General features: G+C 72.7%; 18 protein-coding genes. 14 read left to right on the forward strand and 4 right to left on the reverse strand.

Translation table 11 applies throughout. From position 1 onward, the window contains the following. Positions 1-66: 66 nt before the first annotated feature. The 9 genes from FLW16_RS02300 to FLW16_RS02340 all read left to right on the forward strand — a co-directional run bounded on the left by FLW16_RS02300 (position 67) and on the right by FLW16_RS02340 (position 9,699). A complete protein-coding gene (locus FLW16_RS02300) occupies positions 67-1,737 on the forward strand; it encodes a CTP synthase (RefSeq protein ID WP_142557035.1) in 1,671 nt (556 codons plus the stop codon). Positions 1,738-1,751: 14 nt separating this feature from the next. Continuing rightward, positions 1,752-2,363 (forward strand): NUDIX domain-containing protein, encoded by a 612-nt coding sequence (locus FLW16_RS02305; RefSeq protein WP_260614786.1) that lies wholly within the window; start codon positions 1,752-1,754, stop codon positions 2,361-2,363. 35 nt (positions 2,364-2,398) lie between these two features. Further along, positions 2,399-3,337, forward strand: a complete 939-nt coding sequence (locus FLW16_RS02310) for a site-specific tyrosine recombinase XerD (RefSeq protein WP_260614787.1) — start codon at positions 2,399-2,401, stop codon at positions 3,335-3,337. A gap of 98 nt (positions 3,338-3,435) precedes the next feature. Then, positions 3,436-4,323 carry a ParA family protein gene (locus FLW16_RS02315; RefSeq protein ID WP_142557039.1) on the forward strand — a complete coding sequence of 296 codons (888 nt, stop codon included), beginning with the start codon at positions 3,436-3,438 and terminating at the stop codon, positions 4,321-4,323. 46 nt (positions 4,324-4,369) lie between these two features. Continuing rightward, positions 4,370-5,245, forward strand: a complete 876-nt coding sequence (locus FLW16_RS02320; RefSeq protein ID WP_142557041.1) for a ScpA family protein — start codon at positions 4,370-4,372, stop codon at positions 5,243-5,245. 97 nt (positions 5,246-5,342) lie between these two features. Next, positions 5,343-6,038, forward strand: a complete 696-nt coding sequence (scpB, locus tag FLW16_RS02325) for an SMC-Scp complex subunit ScpB (protein WP_142557043.1) — start codon at positions 5,343-5,345, stop codon at positions 6,036-6,038. Then, positions 6,038-7,972, forward strand: a complete 1,935-nt coding sequence (locus FLW16_RS44930) for a pseudouridine synthase (protein WP_260614789.1) — start codon at positions 6,038-6,040, stop codon at positions 7,970-7,972. Before scpB ends, FLW16_RS44930 begins: the two co-directional genes overlap by 1 nt. A 115-nt stretch (positions 7,973-8,087) precedes the next feature. Further along, positions 8,088-8,447: a chorismate mutase gene (gene aroH / locus FLW16_RS02335; RefSeq protein WP_142557045.1), complete on the forward strand. Its 360-nt coding sequence runs from the start codon at positions 8,088-8,090 to the stop codon at positions 8,445-8,447. 157 nt (positions 8,448-8,604) lie between these two features. Next, positions 8,605-9,699 carry a prephenate dehydrogenase gene (locus FLW16_RS02340; RefSeq protein WP_142557047.1) on the forward strand — a complete coding sequence of 365 codons (1,095 nt, stop codon included), beginning with the start codon at positions 8,605-8,607 and terminating at the stop codon, positions 9,697-9,699. On the opposite strand, the gene FLW16_RS02345 is transcribed toward FLW16_RS02340, so the two are convergent. Genes FLW16_RS02345 through FLW16_RS02355 form a run of 3 tightly spaced genes read right to left on the reverse strand, consistent with a single transcriptional unit; the run spans position 9,656 to position 12,687 of the window. Continuing rightward, a complete protein-coding gene (locus FLW16_RS02345) occupies positions 9,656-10,129 on the reverse strand; it encodes a hypothetical protein (RefSeq protein WP_185949200.1) in 474 nt (157 codons plus the stop codon). The genes FLW16_RS02340 and FLW16_RS02345 overlap by 44 nt on opposite strands. Next, entirely contained in the window at positions 10,011-10,445 is a 435-nt protein-coding gene (locus FLW16_RS44345; RefSeq protein WP_312847111.1) for a MerR family transcriptional regulator, read from the reverse strand. The genes FLW16_RS02345 and FLW16_RS44345 overlap by 119 nt, the downstream gene beginning before the upstream one ends. 58 nt (positions 10,446-10,503) lie before the next feature. Then, positions 10,504-12,687 carry an MMPL family transporter gene (locus FLW16_RS02355; protein ID WP_142557053.1) on the reverse strand — a complete coding sequence of 728 codons (2,184 nt, stop codon included), beginning with the start codon at positions 12,685-12,687 and terminating at the stop codon, positions 10,504-10,506. 125 nt (positions 12,688-12,812) lie between these two features. Between FLW16_RS02355 and FLW16_RS02360 the strand changes: the two genes are divergently transcribed. The 3 genes from FLW16_RS02360 to der all read left to right on the forward strand — a co-directional run bounded on the left by FLW16_RS02360 (position 12,813) and on the right by der (position 15,804). After that, on the forward strand, positions 12,813-13,457 hold the full coding sequence (locus tag FLW16_RS02360; RefSeq protein WP_142557055.1) for a MerR family transcriptional regulator: 645 nt from the start codon (positions 12,813-12,815) through the stop codon (positions 13,455-13,457). 122 nt (positions 13,458-13,579) lie between these two features. After that, the gene (gene cmk, locus FLW16_RS02365; RefSeq protein ID WP_260614818.1) at positions 13,580-14,227 is read left to right on the forward strand and encodes a (d)CMP kinase; all 648 of its coding nucleotides are present in this window, start codon (positions 13,580-13,582) and stop codon (positions 14,225-14,227) included. A gap of 146 nt (positions 14,228-14,373) precedes the next feature. Beyond that, positions 14,374-15,804: a ribosome biogenesis GTPase Der gene (der, locus tag FLW16_RS02370; RefSeq protein WP_142557059.1), complete on the forward strand. Its 1,431-nt coding sequence runs from the start codon at positions 14,374-14,376 to the stop codon at positions 15,802-15,804. Positions 15,805-15,824: 20 nt separating this feature from the next. Here the strand turns inward: der and FLW16_RS02375 are convergent, their stop codons facing one another. After that, positions 15,825-16,424: a TetR/AcrR family transcriptional regulator gene (locus tag FLW16_RS02375; RefSeq protein WP_142557061.1), complete on the reverse strand. Its 600-nt coding sequence runs from the start codon at positions 16,422-16,424 to the stop codon at positions 15,825-15,827. 79 nt (positions 16,425-16,503) lie between these two features. Between FLW16_RS02375 and FLW16_RS43335 the strand changes: the two genes are divergently transcribed. Then, complete coding sequence (locus FLW16_RS43335; protein ID WP_185949201.1) at positions 16,504-17,736, forward strand: YbfB/YjiJ family MFS transporter; 1,233 nt, start codon at positions 16,504-16,506, stop codon at positions 17,734-17,736. An 8-nt stretch (positions 17,737-17,744) separates the two neighbouring features. After that, positions 17,745-18,422 (forward strand): alpha/beta fold hydrolase, encoded by a 678-nt coding sequence (locus FLW16_RS43340; RefSeq protein ID WP_185949202.1) that lies wholly within the window; start codon positions 17,745-17,747, stop codon positions 18,420-18,422. The last annotated feature ends 12 nt before the right edge of the window (positions 18,423-18,434 follow it).

Genomic DNA, 18,434 nt, shown 5'->3' on the forward strand with positions numbered 1-18,434 from the left:
AGAGCCCGTGGGCATCGCGGCGTCCAATCCGGACGGCCGGATCGACATCGACCACGGGAGCTCTACTTGCGCAGCGCCGCACAAACCAAGCATCTGTTCGTCACCGGCGGCGTCGCCTCCAGTCTCGGCAAGGGACTCACGGCCTCCAGCCTCGGTCGTCTCCTCAAGCTTCGCGGCCTCCGCGTCACCATGCAGAAGCTCGACCCCTACCTGAACGTCGACCCCGGCACGATGAACCCCTTCCAGCACGGCGAGGTGTTCGTCACCGACGACGGGGCCGAGACGGACCTCGACATCGGCCACTACGAGCGCTTCCTCGACACGGAGCTGCACGGCTCCGCCAACGTCACCACGGGCCAGGTCTACTCGAACGTGATCGCCAAGGAGCGGCGCGGCGAGTACCTGGGCGACACCGTCCAGGTCATCCCGCACATCACCAACGAGATCAAGGACCGCATCCGCGGCATGGCGGGGCCTGACGTCGACGTGGTCATCACCGAGGTCGGCGGCACGGTCGGCGACATCGAGTCGCTGCCGTTCCTGGAGGCCGTCCGGCAGGTCCGCCACGAGGTCGGCCGCGACAACGTCTTCTTCCTGCACGTCTCCCTGCTGCCGTACATCGGCCCGAGCGGGGAGCTGAAGACCAAGCCCACGCAGCACTCGGTCGCCGCGCTGCGCAGCATCGGCATCCAGCCCGACGCGATCGTCTGCCGCTCGGACCGGCCGATCACCACCTCGCTCAAGCGCAAGATCAGCCTGATGTGCGACGTGGACGAGGACGCCGTGGTCTCCGCCGTCGACGCGGCCTCGATCTACGACATCCCGAAGGTCCTGCACGCCGAGGGGCTCGACGCGTACGTGGTGCGCAGGCTGGGCCTGCCGTTCCGCGACGTGGACTGGACCGAGTGGGACCAGCTCCTGCGCCGGGTCCACCGGCCCGCCAAGGAGGTCACGATCGCGCTGGTCGGCAAGTACATCGACCTGCCCGACGCGTACCTGTCGGTCACCGAGGCGCTGCGCGCGGGCGGCTTCGCCAACGACGCGCGCGTCAACATCCGCTGGGTCAAGAGCGACGACTGCGAGACCCCCGAGGGCGCGGCCCGCGAGCTGGACGGGGTCGACGGCGTGCTGATCCCCGGCGGTTTCGGCGTGCGCGGTATCGAGGGCAAGGTCGGTGCCGTACGGCACGCGCGCGAGCAGCGGGTCCCGCTGCTCGGCATCTGCCTCGGCATGCAGTGCATGGTCATCGACGCGGCCCGCAACCTGGCCGGGATCGAGGACGCCGACAGCACCGAGTTCGACCCCGAGACCATCAACCCGGTGATCTCCACCATGGCCGACCAGAAGGACGTCGTCGCCGGCGACCGCGACATGGGCGGCACCATGCGGCTCGGCCTCTATCCGGCCAAGCTCGTGGACGGCTCGCTGGCCCGCCGCCTGTACGGCAAGGCCAAGGTGGAGGAGCGCCACCGGCACCGCTACGAGGTGAACAACTCCTACCGGGAGCGGCTGGAGAAGGTCGGCATGGTGTTCTCCGGCCTGTCGCCCGACGGCCGCCTCGTCGAGTACGCCGAGCTGGCCACCGACCAGCACCCGTTCTTCATCGGCACCCAGGCCCACCCCGAGTTCCGCTCCCGCCCGACCCGGTCGCACCCCCTGTTCAAGGGGCTGGTCGGGGCCGCCCTGGAGTACGCGGGCCGGCGTGAGAACGTGGCGAAGGCGGGACGGGCCAAGTGACGGCGGAGAACACGGTGAACGTCGAAGACACCGAAGAGCACTGGAACGTCGTCGCCTCCGCCGAGCGCTTCGCCGGGCGGATCATCACGGTGCGCACCGACACGGTGGAGATGCCCGGCGGGGTGACCGCCGACCGTGACTACGTCGTCCATCCCGGCTCGGTCGCGGTGCTCGCCCTCGACGACGAGGACCGCGTGCTGCTGATCCGCCAATATCGGCATCCGGCACGGCGCCTGCTGTGGGAGCTGCCGGCCGGCATCCGCGACGTGCCGGGCGAGCCGCTGGTCGAGTGCGCGGCGCGTGAGCTCGCCGAGGAGGCCGCCTACCGGGCGCGTACGTGGCACACGCTGGTCGACCTGCGCACCTCCCCGGGCATGTCGGACGAGCGGATCCGGGTCTTCCTGGCCCGCGATCTGGAGCCGATCCCCGACGAGGAGAACACGTACGTGCGCCACCACGAGGAGACCGACATGCCGGCGGTCTGGATTCCGCTGGGCGCGGCGGTCGACAAGGCCCTGAGCGGAATGATCCACAATTCTCCTGCCGTCGCCGGTATCCTCGCCGCATACGCTGCTTCCGCCGACGGATTCAAGGGCCTTCGTCCCGCCGACGCACCGGAGGCATGATTCCGTAGGGAGACGTCCTGAGCGAGCCCGAGGCGGTGCTGTCCAGCTACCTCGCCCATCTGGCGGTGGAGCGGGGGCTGTCTGCCAACACGCTCGCCTCCTACCGGCGCGACCTGCGCCGATACGTCGAACATCTTCGGGCGCGCGGGCTCGAGACGTTCGCGCAGGTCGCCGAGTCGGACGTGGTCGCCTTCCTCGCCGCGCTGCGGGAGGGCGACGAGGACCACCCGGCGCTGGTCGCCAGCTCGGCCGCCCGCGCCGTGTCGGCCGTACGCGGGCTGCACCGCTTCGCCCTGCGCGAGGGGGTGGCCGGGCACGACCCCGCGCACGAGGTGCGCCCGCCGCGCCAGCTCCGGCGGCTCCCCAAGGCGATCACCGTCGCGGAGGTCGAGCGGCTCATCGCCGCCTGCGGCCCGGAGGACTCGCCGCTCGCCCTGCGCAACCGCGCGCTGCTTGAGGTCCTGTACGGCACGGGCGCCCGGATCTCGGAGGCAGTGGGGCTGGCGGTGGACGACGTGCCCACGGGGCCGGCTCACGACGAGGACCATGGCCACGACGGGGACCAGGACCAGGTGCGGCTGCGCGGCAAGGGCGGGCGGACCAGGATCGTGCCCCTCGGCCGCTTCGCCCGCCAGGCGCTCGACGCGTACCTGGTCAGGGCCAGGCCCCGGCTGGCGGCGCACGGCCGGGGGACGCCCGCGCTGTTCCTCAACGCGCGGGGCGGAAGGCTCACGCGGCAGGGCGCATGGGAGGTGCTGCAGGCGGCGGCGGAACGAGCCGGACTTTCCGGTGTATCGCCGCACATGTTGCGCCATTCGTTTGCAACCCACCTCCTGGACGGGGGCGCCGACGTTAGGGTTGTCCAGGAGTTGCTCGGCCACGCCTCGGTGACCACCACGCAGGTGTACACCCTGGTGACGGTCGACAAGCTCCGGGAGGTCTACGCGGCGGCGCATCCCCGTGCGTTGCATTAGAAGGCCCATCTCGGCAGCCTTTGGCGCGCCGCCTTGCCGACCACGTGCCTACCCTTTAGATTCGATCAGGTTCTAAGGCCGTCAGGGAGGACCAACAGGTGACTGCGACCACAGAGGGGACGTGGGTGGGGGCTCCCGGCGCGATCGGGCCTACCGGCCGTCCACGTCCGGTGTTCCCCGAGCCGACCCCGCCGGAGTCGCACGGACCCGCGCGCATCGTCGCGATGGTCAACCAGAAGGGCGGCGTCGGCAAGACGACGACCACGATCAACCTTGGCGCCGCGCTCGCCGAGGTCGGCCAGCGGGTGCTGCTCGTCGACTTCGATCCGCAGGGCGCGCTGTCGGTCGGTCTCGGCATCGACCCCCGGCCGCTCGAGGCGACGGTCTACGACCTCATCATGGAGGAGCCCGACGTCACGGTCGAGGACGTGCTGATCGACACCACCGTCGAGGGCATGCAGCTCCTGCCGAGCAACATCTTCCTGTCGGGCGCCGAAATCCGGCTCGTCAACGAGGTCGCGCGGGAATACGCCCTGCAGCGGGCGCTGGAGCCCCTGCTGCCGCACTACGACATCTGCCTGATCGACTGCCAGCCGTCCCTCGGCCTGCTGACGGTCAACGCGCTGACCTGCGCCCACAGCGTGATGATCCCGCTGGAGTGCGAGTTCTTCGCGCTGCGCGGCGTGGCGCTGCTCATGGAGTCGATCGGCAAGGTCCAGGAGCGGCTCAACAAGAACCTGGAGATCGACGGCCTGCTCGCCACCATGTACGACCCCCGCACGCTGCACGCCCGCGAGGTGCTGCAGACGATCATGCAGGGCTTCGGCGACAAGGTGTTCCACACGGTCATCAACCGGACGGTTCGCTTCCCCGACGCCACCCTGGCGGGGGAGCCGATCACGCAGTTCGACCCCGGCTCGATGGGCGCCACCGCCTACCGTGAGCTGGCCCGCGAACTGCTGGCCAGGTGGCCCGCCCGCGTCTGACAGCGATGTCGTCGTAGGCGCCGCGCGATCACGGCGGTAGGGGACAATGGCAGGTGTGACGACCGGCCAGGAGACCGACCAGGGGACCGGGGAGAGCGCCCCGAGCGGCTTCCAGGTGCACCTGGACGTCTTCGAAGGGCCGTTCGACCTGCTGCTCGGGCTGATCTCCAAGCACAAGCTGGACATCACCGAGGTGTCCCTGCACAAGGTCACCGACGAGTTCATCGCGTACATCCGGTCGCGGGGCCCGGAGTGGGACCTCGACCAGACGAGCCACTTCCTGCTCGTCGCGGCGACCCTGCTCGACCTCAAGGCGGCCCGGCTGCTGCCCACCGGAGAGGTGGAGGACGAGGAGGACCTCGCCCTGCTGGAGGCCCGCGACCTGCTGTTCGCGCGGCTGCTGCAGTATCGGGCGTACAAGGAGGTCGCGAAGATCTTCGCCGGCCGGATGGCCGAGGAGGCGCTGCGCTTCCCGCGCGCCGTGCCGATGGAAAAGCGCTTCGCCGACCTGCTGCCGGAACTCGTGCTCGGCATCGGGCCCGAGCAGCTCGCCAAGATCGCGGCACGGGCCTTCACTCCCAAGGCGCCGCCGTCGGTGTCGGTCTCGCACATCTACCAACCGATGGCCAGCGTCAGGGAGCAAGCCGCTATTCTTGTCGAGCGGCTGAGGCGGCTGCACACGGCGACCTTCCGGGCGCTGACCGCCGACTGTGCGGGGACGTTCGAGGTCGTCGCCCGCTTCCTGGCCGTCCTTGAGCTGTTCCGGGAGGCCGCGGTCTCCTTCGAACAGGTCGAACCGCTCGGCGATCTGTACGTCACCTGGACGGGAACCGCCGACGGCGACGTCACGGTGGGCGACGACTACGACGAGGGCCGGCGCGAGGAGCGGTCCGCCGAGGCGGCGGCCGCACGGGACGAGTGAGGCGGGCCGCCACGCCCGACCGCTCGAGGCCGCGCCGAACCAGGACGCCGGACGAGTGGCGCGGCGGAGACGTAAGCCGTACGACGAGCGAGGAGCGATGGACGCGAGCGACACCCCCGGTTCCGGCGGCGACCTCTCCGGCTCCGCCGGCGATGTGACGGGGCGGGACGGCGGCGCGCTCGCGTCACCCGGCCTCGGATCGCCGGATCCGGCCTCCGCCGCCCCAGAGTCGGAGGCGGAGCCGCCGGCCGAGGGGGCAACGCTCAGCGCGGCCCTCGAGGCGATCCTGATGGTGGTGGACGAGCCGGTCGCCGAGGTGACCCTCGCCCAGGTGCTCGAACGCCCGACGGCGGAGGTCGCCGCCGCGCTCCGCGCCCTGTCGGAGGAATACACGGCCGCCGGACGGGGTTTCGACCTGCGAGAGGTGGCCGGAGGCTGGCGCTTCTACACCAGGGCGGAATGCGCCGCGCTGGTGGAGAGGTTCGTCAGGGACGGCCAGCAGGCGCGGCTGACGCAGGCCGCGCTGGAGACCCTCGCCGTGGTCGCCTACCGGCAGCCGGTCAGCCGGGCCCGGGTGGCGGCGGTGCGCGGCGTGAGCAGCGACGGCGTCATGCGGACGCTGGTCGCACGCGGCCTCGTGGAAGAGGCCGGAACCGACCCGGAGAGCCAGGCAGTGCTCTACCGGACGACGAGTTACTTCCTGGAGAGACTGGGGCTGCGGAGCCTCGACGAGCTTCCCGAACTCGCCCCGTTCCTCCCGGACGACGTGGAAATTCTTGAGGAGCAGAAGTAGTGAACAACAGGCGTGGCACCCCGTCCGGTGAGGGACGCGGTCGGAGCCGGAGCACCGGTCAGCAGGGCGCGAGCCCGCGTGGATCCCGCGGCGGGTCCGGCGGCTTCCGCCCCCAGGGCGACCGGCGCGGCGGTTCCCGCGTCCCTGGTTCCCGGTCCGGGTACGGTTTCGACTCCAGGTCCGACTCAAGGTCCGACTCCCGGGCCGACTCCCGATCCGACAGGCCGGACTCCAGGCGGTTCCGCGACGAGGAGGCCCCGCGCGGCGACCGGTACGGCGACCGCCGTTCCGGCGAGGGCCGCGACGACCGCTCCCGCGGCCGTTACGGTGACGCCGGTCGTCAGGGCGGCACCAGTCGTTACGGTGACACAGGTCGTTACGGTGACACGGGCCGCCGCGACGCGCGTTCCGGCGGCGAGCGGTATCGCGACGACGACCGGACACCCTTCCGCGCCGAGAGGGGCGGTTCTCGCGGCAGGTACGGCAGGCCCGAGGGCGGCCGCTCCGGCGACCGTGACGGTGGCCGTGACGGTGGCCGTGGCTTCGGGCGCGGGTCAGACCGCGGGTCCGCCCGCGGCTTCGACCGTGACTTCGACCGTGATCGCGGTCCCGGCCGGGAGCGCGGTGCCCGGGACTCCTTCTCCGCCGACCGTCCGTCGTTCCGTACGGAGGGGGCCGGTTCGCGCGGCAGGTATGGCAGGCCGGAGGGCGGCAGGGACCGGCCGCGTGACCGCGACGGCGGTTACGAGACGACGCGTGAGACGAGGCGGCCGGCCTTCCGCGACGAGGACCGCGGCGACCGTGGGGCGCGGCCCGAGCGCGGCGACCGTGGGGCGCGGCCCGAGCGCGGCGACCGAGAGATGCGGGGCGCGCGCGGCGACCGTGGGGCACGGCCCGAGCGCGGCGACAGGGAGGCCCGGAGCGCGCGGCCCGAGCGCGGCGACTTCCGCGCGGCCCGCGGCGGCGGCAGGGGCCGTGCGAGCCGTGACGAGGTGCAGACGATCGGCCGCCTGGGCGGCGGGCGCGGCCGGTTCGGCGGCGCCGGAGCAAGCGGAGGCTCGCGCGGCGCGGCGCGGCCCGCGGGAGGTATCAAGAGCCCCGGCGCGAGCGGCCCGGCGAGCAACCCGTTCAAGACGTCCCGGCAGCCGCTGCGCGACCCGGACTTCTACGACGAGGACTACACCGACGAGCGCGACACGACCGAGGTGCCGGGCGGTGAGCGGCTGCAGAAGGTGCTCGCCCAGGCCGGGGTGGCCAGCCGGCGGGCGTGCGAGGAGATGATCGGCGACGGCCGGGTGTCGGTGGACGGACAGACGGTGCGCCGCTACGGCGCGCGCGTCGATCCCGCCAAGCAGGTCATCCGGGTCGACGGCAAGCGCATCCCGACGTCCTCGGAGACCGTCTACTACGCGATCAACAAGCCGATCGGCGTGGTGAGCACGATGGACGACCCCGACGGCCGGCCGTGCCTGAACGACTACGTGCAGGACCTCGCGCCCCGGCTGTTCCACGTGGGGCGTCTCGACACCGAGACCGAGGGCCTGCTGCTGCTGACCAACGACGGCGAGCTGGCCCACCGGCTGACCCACCCGAGCTACGGCGTGCAGAAGAAGTACTGGGCCAAGGTGCCCGGTCCCATCGCGCGCGACCTGCACAAGGTGCTGCGCAAGGGCGTGGAGCTGGAGGACGGCCTGGCCAAGGTGGACGAGTTCCGGGTGGTGCAGGAGCACGGCCAGCAGGCGCTGGTCGAGGTCGTCCTGCACGAGGGCCGCAAGCACATCGTCCGGCGGCTGATGGAGTCGGTCGGGCATCGGGTGATCGACCTGGCCCGCATCGAGTTCGGCCCGGTCAAGCTCGGCCGGCTCAAGCCGGGCACCGTCCGGGCGCTCACGGTGCATGAGATCGGCGAGCTGTACGCGGCGGTCGGCCTGTAGCCTTTCCGCGCGGCGGACGAAAGCCGCAAGCCGGGCAGAATTGGCTGAAAAACACGTAGATGGGCCGGGCCTGTCTCCGCAGGAGACCGGCCCGTCCCAGCGAGAGGGGAACGACATGGTGCGGGCGATTCGCGGAGCCATCCAGGTCGACGGCAACGATCGTGACGCGATCCTCGCCGGGACGACCGAGCTGGTGACCGAGGTGATGGGGCGCAACAACCTCACGACCGACGACGTCATCAGCGTGATCTTCACGTGCACGCCCGACCTCACCGCCGAGTTCCCCGCGCTGGCCGCGCGCAAGCTGGGGTTCCACGACGTGCCCCTGCTGTGCGCGACCGAGATCGACGTGCCGGGCGCGCTTCCGAGCGTGGTGCGGCTGATGGCCCACGTGCAGACCGACCGTCCCCGGCAGGAGATCCAGCACGTGTACCTGCGCGGCGCCGTGGCGCTGCGCGTGGACATCGCCCAATGAGCATCCCCTGATAGGCAGCGCCCATTGAGCATTTGCCGGTAGGCGCCGCCCGCAGGACCACGCCGGGACGGCGAGGCCGGCGAACCATCACAATCCACCCACGAGACATCCGTCGCGGGACAGCGCGCCTGGGGACGGCGACGGCAGGAAGAGCACGATGACTCCCATCGAGGACACCGAGATCGGCAGTGTGGTCGTTGTCGGGACGGGCCTCATCGGCACGTCGGTCGCCCTGGCGCTGCGGCAGCGGGACGTGCGGGTCTTCCTGGCCGACCGGGACGCGGGAGCCGTACGGCTCGCGCGTGAACTGGGCGCGGGGGAGGACTGGACCGGCGAGCAGCGGGTGGATCTCGCGGTCGTCGCCGTGCCGCCCCAGTTCGTCGCGCAGCAACTGCTCGACCTGCAAAAGCGCGACAGCGCCCGCTTCTACACCGACGTGGCGAGCGTGAAGGCGCTCCCGCTGGCCCAGGCCGCCCAGCTCGGCTGCGACCTGACGGCGTACGTCGCGGGGCATCCGCTGGCGGGCCGCGAGCGGTCCGGCCCGGCGGCGGCCCGCGCCGACCTGTTCCTCGGCCGTCCGTGGGCGTACTGCCCGACGGACGAGGCGTCCCCGCGGGCGGTGGCCGCGGTGGAGCGGCTGATCTCGCTGTGCGGCGGCAACGCCGTGCGGGTGGACGCGGCCGAGCACGACCGCGCCGTCGCGGTCGTCTCGCACGCCCCGCACGTGACGGCCGCCGCGGTGGCGGCCCGGCTGGCCGAGGCGTCGGAGACGGCGCTCGGGCTGTCGGGGCAGGGCGTACGCGACGTGACCCGCATCGCCGCCAGCGACCCCGCGCTGTGGACCGGCATCCTCGAGGGCAACGCGCTTCCCGTCGCCGAGGTGCTGGAGGCGCTCGTGGACGACCTGAGCGCCGCCGCCCGCTCGCTTCGCGCGCTGGCGGGCGACGGCGCGGCCATGGGGCAGGTCACCGACCTCCTGTCGCGCGGCGTGCGAGGGACCGGCAGGATCCCCGGCAAGCACGGTGGTCCGGCGCGGACGTACGCGGTGGTCCAGGTGCTCATCGGCGACCGTCCCGGCGAGCTGGCCCGGCTGGTCCAGGCCGCGGGCGAGACGGGCGTCAACATCGAGGACATCCGCCTGGAGCACGCCACCGGGCTGGAACTCGGCGCGGCCGAACTGTACGTCCGGCCGGAGGCGGCGGAAGAGCTCACCCACGGCCTGCGCGAGCGCGGCTGGCAGGTGCCGGGCTGACCCGGTCTCCCGGCAGGGCCGGTGACGTCAGGCCGGCCGTCGGCCCCGGGGCGGGGGCAGGAACGGGAGCAGGGGCGATGTAGCGGCGCAGGTCGGGGATCGCCCAGGCGATCGCCGTCGCGGTGACCACGGTGAGCAGCCCGCCCGCACAGATGACGGCGCGCGGGCCGGACAACGCGCCCGCGGTGGCGTGCAGAGGGCCGGTGACAATGCGTATCGCGGCGCCGGCGGAACCGTGCAGCAGATTCGCGATCTGCGGCCCTCCGACCAGCACGACGGTGAGCGTGCCCTGCACGCGCCCGCGTACGGCGTCATCGGTGTGCGCCTGAATGATCGTGGTGCGGAAGGCGCTCAATATGCAGTTGACCGCGCCGCCGAGCACGAGCGCCGCCAGCGCGATCCACAGCTCGGCGGCCAGGCCGACGAGCACGACTGCAGGCGCTTGAGCGCGTCGACGGCCGCCGCGCGGGCAGGTCGCACACCCGCCGGATGCGCGCGAGCGGCATGCCGAGCCGCCGCAACCGGGCGATCAGGCGGGCCCGCTCCAGCTGGGCCGGGTCGTAGTAGCGGTATCCCGACTCGCCGTCCACCGCGGCCGGCCGCAGCAGCCCGACCTCGTCGTACAGCCGCAACGCCTTGGGCGACAGCCGGGCGGCCCGCGCGAACGTCCCGATGGTCAGCAGCTCCCGCACCACTCCTCCTCGTCCCGGCCGCCATGGCCGGCGCCGACGATGCTGGGGCTTCACCCAGGGGCAAGGTCAACACGCGGAGGAAGAAGCTACACGGGATACGTGGGGGCCGATCTCAGAGGCCGCTGACCGCCGCCTTCTCCGGGGACGGCGCCGCGGGAGCGTGCTCCGGCAGGCCGTGCCGCCGCCACCATCGGGCGAGGGGCCGGGGCGCCCACCACGCCCGTTCGCCGAGCAGCCGCATGGTGGCCGGCACCAGCAGGCCGCGCACGATCGTCGCGTCCACGACGACCGCGATCACCAGGCCGACGCCGATCATCTTCATGATCGTCACGCTGGAGAAGGCGAAGCCCGCGACGGACACGGCGACGAGGAGGGCGGCGCTGGTGACCACCCCGGCCGTCCTGGCCAGCCCGCGCGCCATCGCCTCCGCGGGATCGGCACCGCGCTCGCGCTCCTCGCGTACGCGCGACAGGAGGAACATCTCGTAGTCCATCGCCAGCCCGAAGGCGATCGCGACGATCAGCACGGGGAAGTTCACGTCGACGGCCCCGACCGGCTCGAAGCCGAGCAGCCCGGCCAGCCGGCCGTCCTGGAAGATCAACTTGATGGCGCCGAAGGACGCCGACAGCGACAACAGGTTCAGCAGCACCGACTTGATCGGCAGGATCACCGAGCCGAACGCCAGGAACATCAGGGCGAACGACACGACGGCCACGAACAGCGCCATCCACGGCAGGCGGGAGACGACCATGTCCACGATGTCCACCCGCGAGGCGGGCATCCCGGTGAACGACGTGACGGCCCCCGCCGGAGGCGGCACCGCCCGCAGATCCTCGACCATCCGCACGGCCTCCCGAGACATCGGGTCCAACGCGTAGCCGAGGGAGATCCTGGCGAGAGTGCCGGTTGTCCCGGTGACGGACGCGCCCTCCACGCCGGACACGGCGTCCAGGCGGGCGGCATAGCCGTCCAGCACCGCCCTGTCCAGGGCGCGCGGCGCCTCGACGACGGCCGTCACGATCTTGGCGGGGTCGGCGGTGAAGCGCTCGGCCAGTTCCCGGGTCACGGTGCGCGCGTCGGCGCCGGAGGGCAGCACCCAGTCGCCGGGCCTGGCCCAGTTCACGCCGAGGAACGGCAGGCCGAGGGCCACGAGCACCGCGACGACGGCGAGCGCGCTCGCGAGGGGCCGCCGCATGACGGCGTGGGCCAGGCGATACCACCGCTCGCCGGAGGCGGCGGGCCGGGCGCGACCGAGCCCCTTCTCGCCGATTCGCCGGCCGAGCCCCCTCTGGCCGGCCCTCCTGCCGATGGCCGCCAGCAGGGCGGGCAGCACGGTGAGGGAGGTCAGCACGGCCAGGACGACCGTGGCGGCGCCCGCGTACGCCATCGACAGCAGGAACCGCGAGGGGAACACCGCGAGCCCCGCGAACGACAGCGCCACGACCGCGCCGGAGAACGCGATCGTCCGGCCCGCCGTGGCCGTCGTCCGCTCCACCGCCGTCTCGACGGACGCGCCCCTGCCGAGCTCCTCCCTGAACCGGGTGACCGCGAGCAGCGCGTAGTCGATCGCCAGGCCGAGGCCGAGCACCGTGACGACCTGGATGGCGAACGTCGAGACGTCGGCGACCAGCGTGACCAGGCGCAGCACCGCCATCGTGCCGAGCGCGGCGACCACGCCGACGGCCAGGGGAAGCGCCGCAGCCAGGAGGCTGCGGAAGACCACCGCCAGCAGGATCAGCAGGATCGGAACCGAGATCGCCTCGGCCAGGCCGATGTCGCGCGCGATCATGCTGTTGACCTGGTCGGTCATCGCGGTGATGCCGCCGAACCGCACGGTCGGGCCCTCGACCTCGAACCTGTCCCGGATGCCGCGCAGGGCCCGTACGCGCTCCTGGTCGTCGGGGGAGCGGAACTGAACGGTGACGTAGGTCGCGTGCCGGTCCTCCGAGACGAAGCCCGGTGAGCCGGTCGACCAGTACGACTCCAGCCGCGCGACGTCCTGACGGGGGAGCGCGTCGAGGGCCCGGCGTACGGGCCCGGCGAAGGCGGGGTCGTCCACGGTGAGGCGGTCGCTTTCGTACAGCACGACGACGTCGGCCGTGTGACGGCCCAGGGGTCCGGCGAGCAGGCGGTCGGCGTGCGACGACGGGCTGCCGGGGTCGTCGAATCCCGCGCCGCCACCGAGACGGCCGAAGACGCCGGCGCCCCATGCGCCCGCGACCACGGTGAACAGCAGCGCGCCCAGCAGGATCAGGCGACGGTGACGGACCGCGAAGCGGCCCAGAGCGCCGAACATGCGCTTCCCCCATTCCGATAGTGGAGAGTGTCACTATCCATTCTGGTAGATAGCGACGCTATCCCTATCCGTGGGTGTGGGCAAGCCCCCGCCTATCCTGGGAGGGTGCGGCGAGGGAGAGGGACATGCGGATCGCGGAACTGAGCAGGCGCACCGGGGTCCCGATCCCGACCATCAAGTACTACCTGCGGGAGGGGCTGGTCCCGCCGGGAGAGCGGACCGGCCCGAACCAGGCGCGGTACGGCGAGGAGCACGTCAGGCGGCTGCGGCTGGCCCGGGCGCTGGTCGAGGTCGGCGGGCTGCCGGTGGCCTCCGCCCGCGAGGCGCTCGCGCTGATCTTCTCCTCCGGCGTCTCGGAGTTCGACGTGCTCGGCAAGGCGCAGTACGCGCTGACCCCGCCCAGGGAGCGCGCCGAGGACGAGGTTTGGGACGAGGCCGCCGCGCAGGTCGACGAGTTGATCGCCCGGCGGGGCTGGCAGGTCAAGCCGGGCAATCCGGCCAGGCGGACGCTGGCGGACGCGCTGGCGACCCTGCGGCGCCTCGGTGAGGACGACTACCTGGACCTGCTGGAGACCTACGCCGAGACCGCCGAGCGGCTGGCGGACACGGAGGTGCGGGCGATCAGCCGGCGGGGCGATCCGCACGCCATGGCCGAGGCGATCGTGATCTGGACCGCTCTCGGCGACCCTGTCATCGCCTCCCTGCGCCGCCTGGCCCAGGAGGCGCGGGCGGCCCGGCTGCTCGGCGGGTCCACCGAGGAGACCGCCTGAGAGCCGTCTCGCGGGAGCTCCTGTCCCGCCGCCGATGCATGCTTTCCGGCGGTATCCCGGTAGCCTCGGGGACGACGATTCGAAGGGGAGAAGGAGAGCCGGTGTCGGGTCTGGTCGTCGCCATGGACGGTCCCTCGGGATCGGGCAAGTCGAGTGCCTCGCGGGGTGTCGCACGGGCGCTGGGCCTGCGATACCTCGACACGGGCGCCATGTACCGCGCGGTCACCTGGTGGATGCTCCGACAGGGCGTGAACCTGGAGGACGCCGCCGAGATCGCCGCGAGGTCCGCCGAGCCCGCACTGGTGATGAGCACCGACCCCGACGCGCCGGGCGTCACCGTGGACGGCGTCGACGTCAACGGGCCGATCCGCGGCCCCGAGGTGACCGGAGCGGTGTCGGCCGTGAGCGCCGTGCCCGAGGTGCGCCACCGGCTGGTGGCCCTGCAGCGGGAGATCATCGCCGAGTCCCTGCCTGGCGGCGGGATCGTGGTCGAGGGCCGCGACATCGGCACCGTGGTAGCCCCGGACGCGCCCGTCAAGATCTACCTCACGGCGAGCGCCCAGGCGCGCGCCCTGCGCCGTACGGCCGAGCTGGACGGGACGACGGTGGAGGCGCAGCAGGCCGCGATGGCCCGGCGCGACGCCCTCGACTCGACGCGCAAGGCCGATCCGCTGGCGATGGCCGCGGACGCGGTGGAACTGGACACGACGCCGCTGGACCTGGACGAGGTGATCGCCGAGGTGCTCCGGCTCGTCAAGGAGCGGGTCTGACGCCCGCACGCCCCGCCTGACCGCTTCCCGCGCCGCGTCCGCCGCGCCGGAGTGGCCACGCGGTGCGACGTACGAACGAGCCCGGCCCCGGAAGCGGTCCGCCGGGAGGCCTCACGGGAGGCCGGGGAGAACGGGAAGAGCAGCCGATGAGGCAGGGTATGGACGTGACGGGGGAGTACGACGAGGACGAGGGCGGCTGGATCGAGGCCGAGCTCGCCGAGCTTTCCACGGAGGAGACGGAGCGGGAGCCCGACTCGGGCCCGCTGCCGGTCGTCGCCGTGGTGGGGCGCCCCAACGTGGGCAAGTCGACACTGGTCAACCGCATCATCGGCCGTCGTGAGGCGGTCGTGGAGGATGTGCCAGGAGTGACCCGCGACCGGGTCACGTACGAGGCGACCTGGCGGGGCAGGCGGTTCACGCTGGTCGACACCGGCGGCTGGGACCCCGACGCGACCGGCATGGCCCTGCGCATCGCCGAGCAGGCGCAGATCGCGGCCGAGCTGGCCGACGTGATCCTCTTCGTGGTGGACGCCAGTGTCGGGGTCACCGACTCCGACGAGGCCGTCGGCGCGGTCCTGCGCCGCTCGGGCAAGCCGGTCGTGCTGGCCGCCAACAAGGTCGACAACCAGCAGATGGAGCTGGAGGCGAGCGGGCTGTGGTCGCTCGGCCTGGGCGAGCCGCACCCCGTCTCCGCCCTGCACGGCCGCGCCAGCGGCGACCTGCTCGACATCGTGCTCGACGCGCTGCCCGAGACGCCGCCGCAGACGTTCGGCGAGCGGCGGGGCCCGCGCCGGGTCGCCCTGCTGGGCAAGCCCAACGTGGGCAAGTCGTCGCTGCTCAACAAGCTCGCCGGGGAGGAGCGTGTGCTCGTCGACCCGATGGCCGGCACCACCCGTGACCCGGTCGACGAGCTGGTCGAGCTGGGCGGCACGACGTACCGGTTCATCGACACCGCCGGCATCCGGCGGCGGGACCGCGAGCTGAAGGGCGCGGACTTCTACGCGGCGATGCGCACGCGGGCCGCGCTGGAGCGCGCGGAGGTCGCGGTCGTGCTGATCGACGCCTCCGAGGTGCTGACCGAGCAGGACCTGCGGATCCTCGGTCTGGTCATCGAGTCGGGCCGGGCGATGGTGGTCGCGTTCAACAAGTGGGACCTGGTCGACGAGGACCGGCGGTACTACCTGGAGAAGGAGATCGACCGGCAGCTCGTCCGCACGCCCTGGGCGCTGCGGGTGAACATCTCGGCGAAGACCGGCCGCCACGTCGAGAAGCTGGCTCCGGCCATCGAACGGGCCCTGCAGTCGTGGGGCACGCGGGTGCCGACGGCCCGGCTCAACCAGTTCTTCACCGAGCTGCTGCAGGCCACGCCGCCGCCGGTGCGAGGCGGCCGGCAGCCGAAGATCCTGTTCGCCACCCAGGCGTCCACGGAGCCGCCGAAGTTCGTGCTGTTCACCTCGGCGTTCCTGGAGGAGACCTACCGCCGGTTCCTCGAGCGCCGCATCCGTGAGGAGTTCGGCTTCGCGGGCTCTCCCATCGAGGTGACGATGAAGATCCGCGAGAAGCGCAAGAAGAAGTAACCTCCGGCCGCCCCCGGGCCTCAGCCTTCGCCGCTGGTCCGGGCGGCGGCCGACAGCAGGGCGAGCGCCGCCTGGCGGGCCTGCTCGCCCGTGCCGGCCGCGCCGTGGTGCGCGGCGACGACGGTGGCGCCCTCGACCAGCATGAGCAACTGGCGTCCCAGGAGGGGCGGATCGGCGGCTCCGGCGCGCTCGGCGATGCCGGTCAGCAGGTCGAGGTAGCGGTCGAGGTGGCGCGTGGTGATGGCACGCACGGCCTCGACGTGGTGCTGGGCCGACGCGTTCACCATCGCGCAGCCGCGGAAGACGGGGTCCTCGTACCACGCGCCCAGCGCGTCGAACACCGCGGCGAGCTGGGCGCGGGGGTCGTCCCCGGCCGCCCCGGCGGCGTCGGCCAGCCAGCGGGTCACCCGCTCGCTGCGCGCCAGGAGCATGGCCTCGACGAGCCCGTCCTTCGTGCCGAAGTGCCGATAGAGCGTCTCCTTCGACACCCCGATCAGGGCGCACAGCTCGGCGACGCCGACGCCGTCGAGCCCGCGCTCGTACAGCACGGCGGTGGCCGCCTCCAGGATGGCGGCGCGGGTGCGCTCCGGGTCGATCGTCGAGCCCTTGGGAACCGGCATATCCAGATGGTACCGATCGGTTCGATGCACTGCTACGCTCCGAGATCGTACCGATCGGTTCGATCTCTGGGAGTCCGTCATGTCCGACCTGCTCGCCATCGGCACGCCGGCCCGGCGGGAGACGCGGCAGGCGGTGCGGCTGGCTCTCGGCACCGCGTCGGCGCTCGGTCTGGCGCGTTTCGCGTACGGGCTGCTCCTCCCGGCGATGCGGGACGAACTGCACTGGTCCCTGGCCGAAGCGGGGGCGATGAGCGCCGCGAACGGGCTCGGCTATCTGCTCGGCGCGCTGGTGACCGCGGTCGTCGTACGCCGCCTGGGCACGGCGGCCACCTTCCGGTGGGGCATGGTCCTCACCGCGCTGGCGCTGGCGGTCACCGCGACGAGCGACGCCTATCCGGTGCTGCTGGCGGCGCGAGCCGCAGCCGGGGTGGCGGGCGCCGCGGTGTTCGTCACCGGCGGCGTCATCGCCTCGCGCCTCGCCGCCCGCGCCGGCTCCGGGGCGCCCATCACGGTGTACTTCGCGGGCGCAGGGCTGGGCATTGTGATCAGCGGCGCGGGCATCCCGCCCCTGGGCGACCACCTTCACCTGGCCTGGGCCGGCCTCGGCGTGGCCGCCGGGCTGGCGGCGCTGCTGAGCTGGACCGCCGCCCGGGCCGACGGTGAGGCACAGGCGGGGGAGGAGGCGCAGGCGGCCGACGCCGGGCGGGTCCACGTGCGGCCGCTGTGGGGGATCGCCCTGGCCTACCTGCTGTTCGCCGCCGGTTACATCACCTACATCACCTTCCTGTCCGCCTACCTGGCCGACCGGCACGCCCCGCTCGGGCAGGTGGTGCTCACCTGGACGGCGCTCGGCCTGGCCGTGGTGGCCGCGCCCGCGCTGTGGAGCCGGCCGATCGCCGAGTGGCCCGGCACCCGGGCCCTGGCCGTGCTGCTCGCTCTCCTGGGCGGTGGCGCGGCGCTGGCGATGGCGGCGCCCGCGCCGCCGGTCATCCTCGCCTCCGCGATCCTGTACGGGGCGACGTTCATGGGCGTGCCCGCCGCCGTCACCGCGCTCATCAAGGCGAACACCCCGTCCCCCGACTGGACGGCCACCCTGGCGGCGTTCACCACGATCTTCGCGGGCGGGCAGACCGCCGGCCCGTGGCTCGCCGGGCTCGTCGCGGACCACACCTCGACCGCCGCCACCCTGGCGTGGACCGCGATCCTGTGCGCCGCCGCGGCTGTGATCGCGGCGTTCGCGAATCCCTCCCGCCGGGCCGGAGCGGGTTCGGCCGAGAAGACAGCCGACGCGGAAGCGTCCACGAGACAGTGAGGCACATCATGACCACGTTCGTCCTGATCCCCGGAATGTGTCACGGCGGCTGGTGTTTCCGCGAGCTCTGCGAGGGGCTGCGCCACCGCGGGCACCGGGCCGTCGCGCTGACGTTGACCGGGCTCGCCGAACGCGCCCACCTGCTGGACGGCGGAGTGAACCTCGACACGCACATCCGGGACGTCACCGGGGTGCTGGAGGCCGAGGACGTCCGGGAGGCCGTGCTGGTCGGCCACAGCTACGGGGGAATGGTGATCACCGGCGTCGCCGACCGCCTGCCCGGCCGGGTGGCCGGTCTGGTCTACCTGGACGCCGTCGTGCCGGGGGACGGCGACTCCTGCTGGAGCCTGGTCTCCGACCGGGAACGGCAGTGGTACGCCGACGTGGTGGAGACCGGCTACGCGACGCGGCCGCTGCCGTTCTTCGATCCCCGGGCCACCCCCCATCCGATCGCCTCGCTGCTCCAGCCGCTCCGGCTGACCGGCGACCCCGCGCGCGCCGGGCGCCGCGTCTACGTGTACGCGGCGGGCTGGCAGGGCGAGTCCCCCTTCACCCCGACGTACGAGCGGCTGCGCGCGGATCCCGCGTGGACGACGTACGCGCTGGACGGCGGGCACAACCTCATGCGCGACGCCCCGGACGACCTGCTGAAGATCCTGGTCGAGGCCGCCGGAGCCCCTTGGTAGGGACCGCCCTAC

The organism is Microbispora sp. KK1-11 (assembly GCF_006874435.1).
Classification (GTDB): domain Bacteria; phylum Actinomycetota; class Actinomycetes; order Streptosporangiales; family Streptosporangiaceae; genus Microbispora; species Microbispora catharanthi.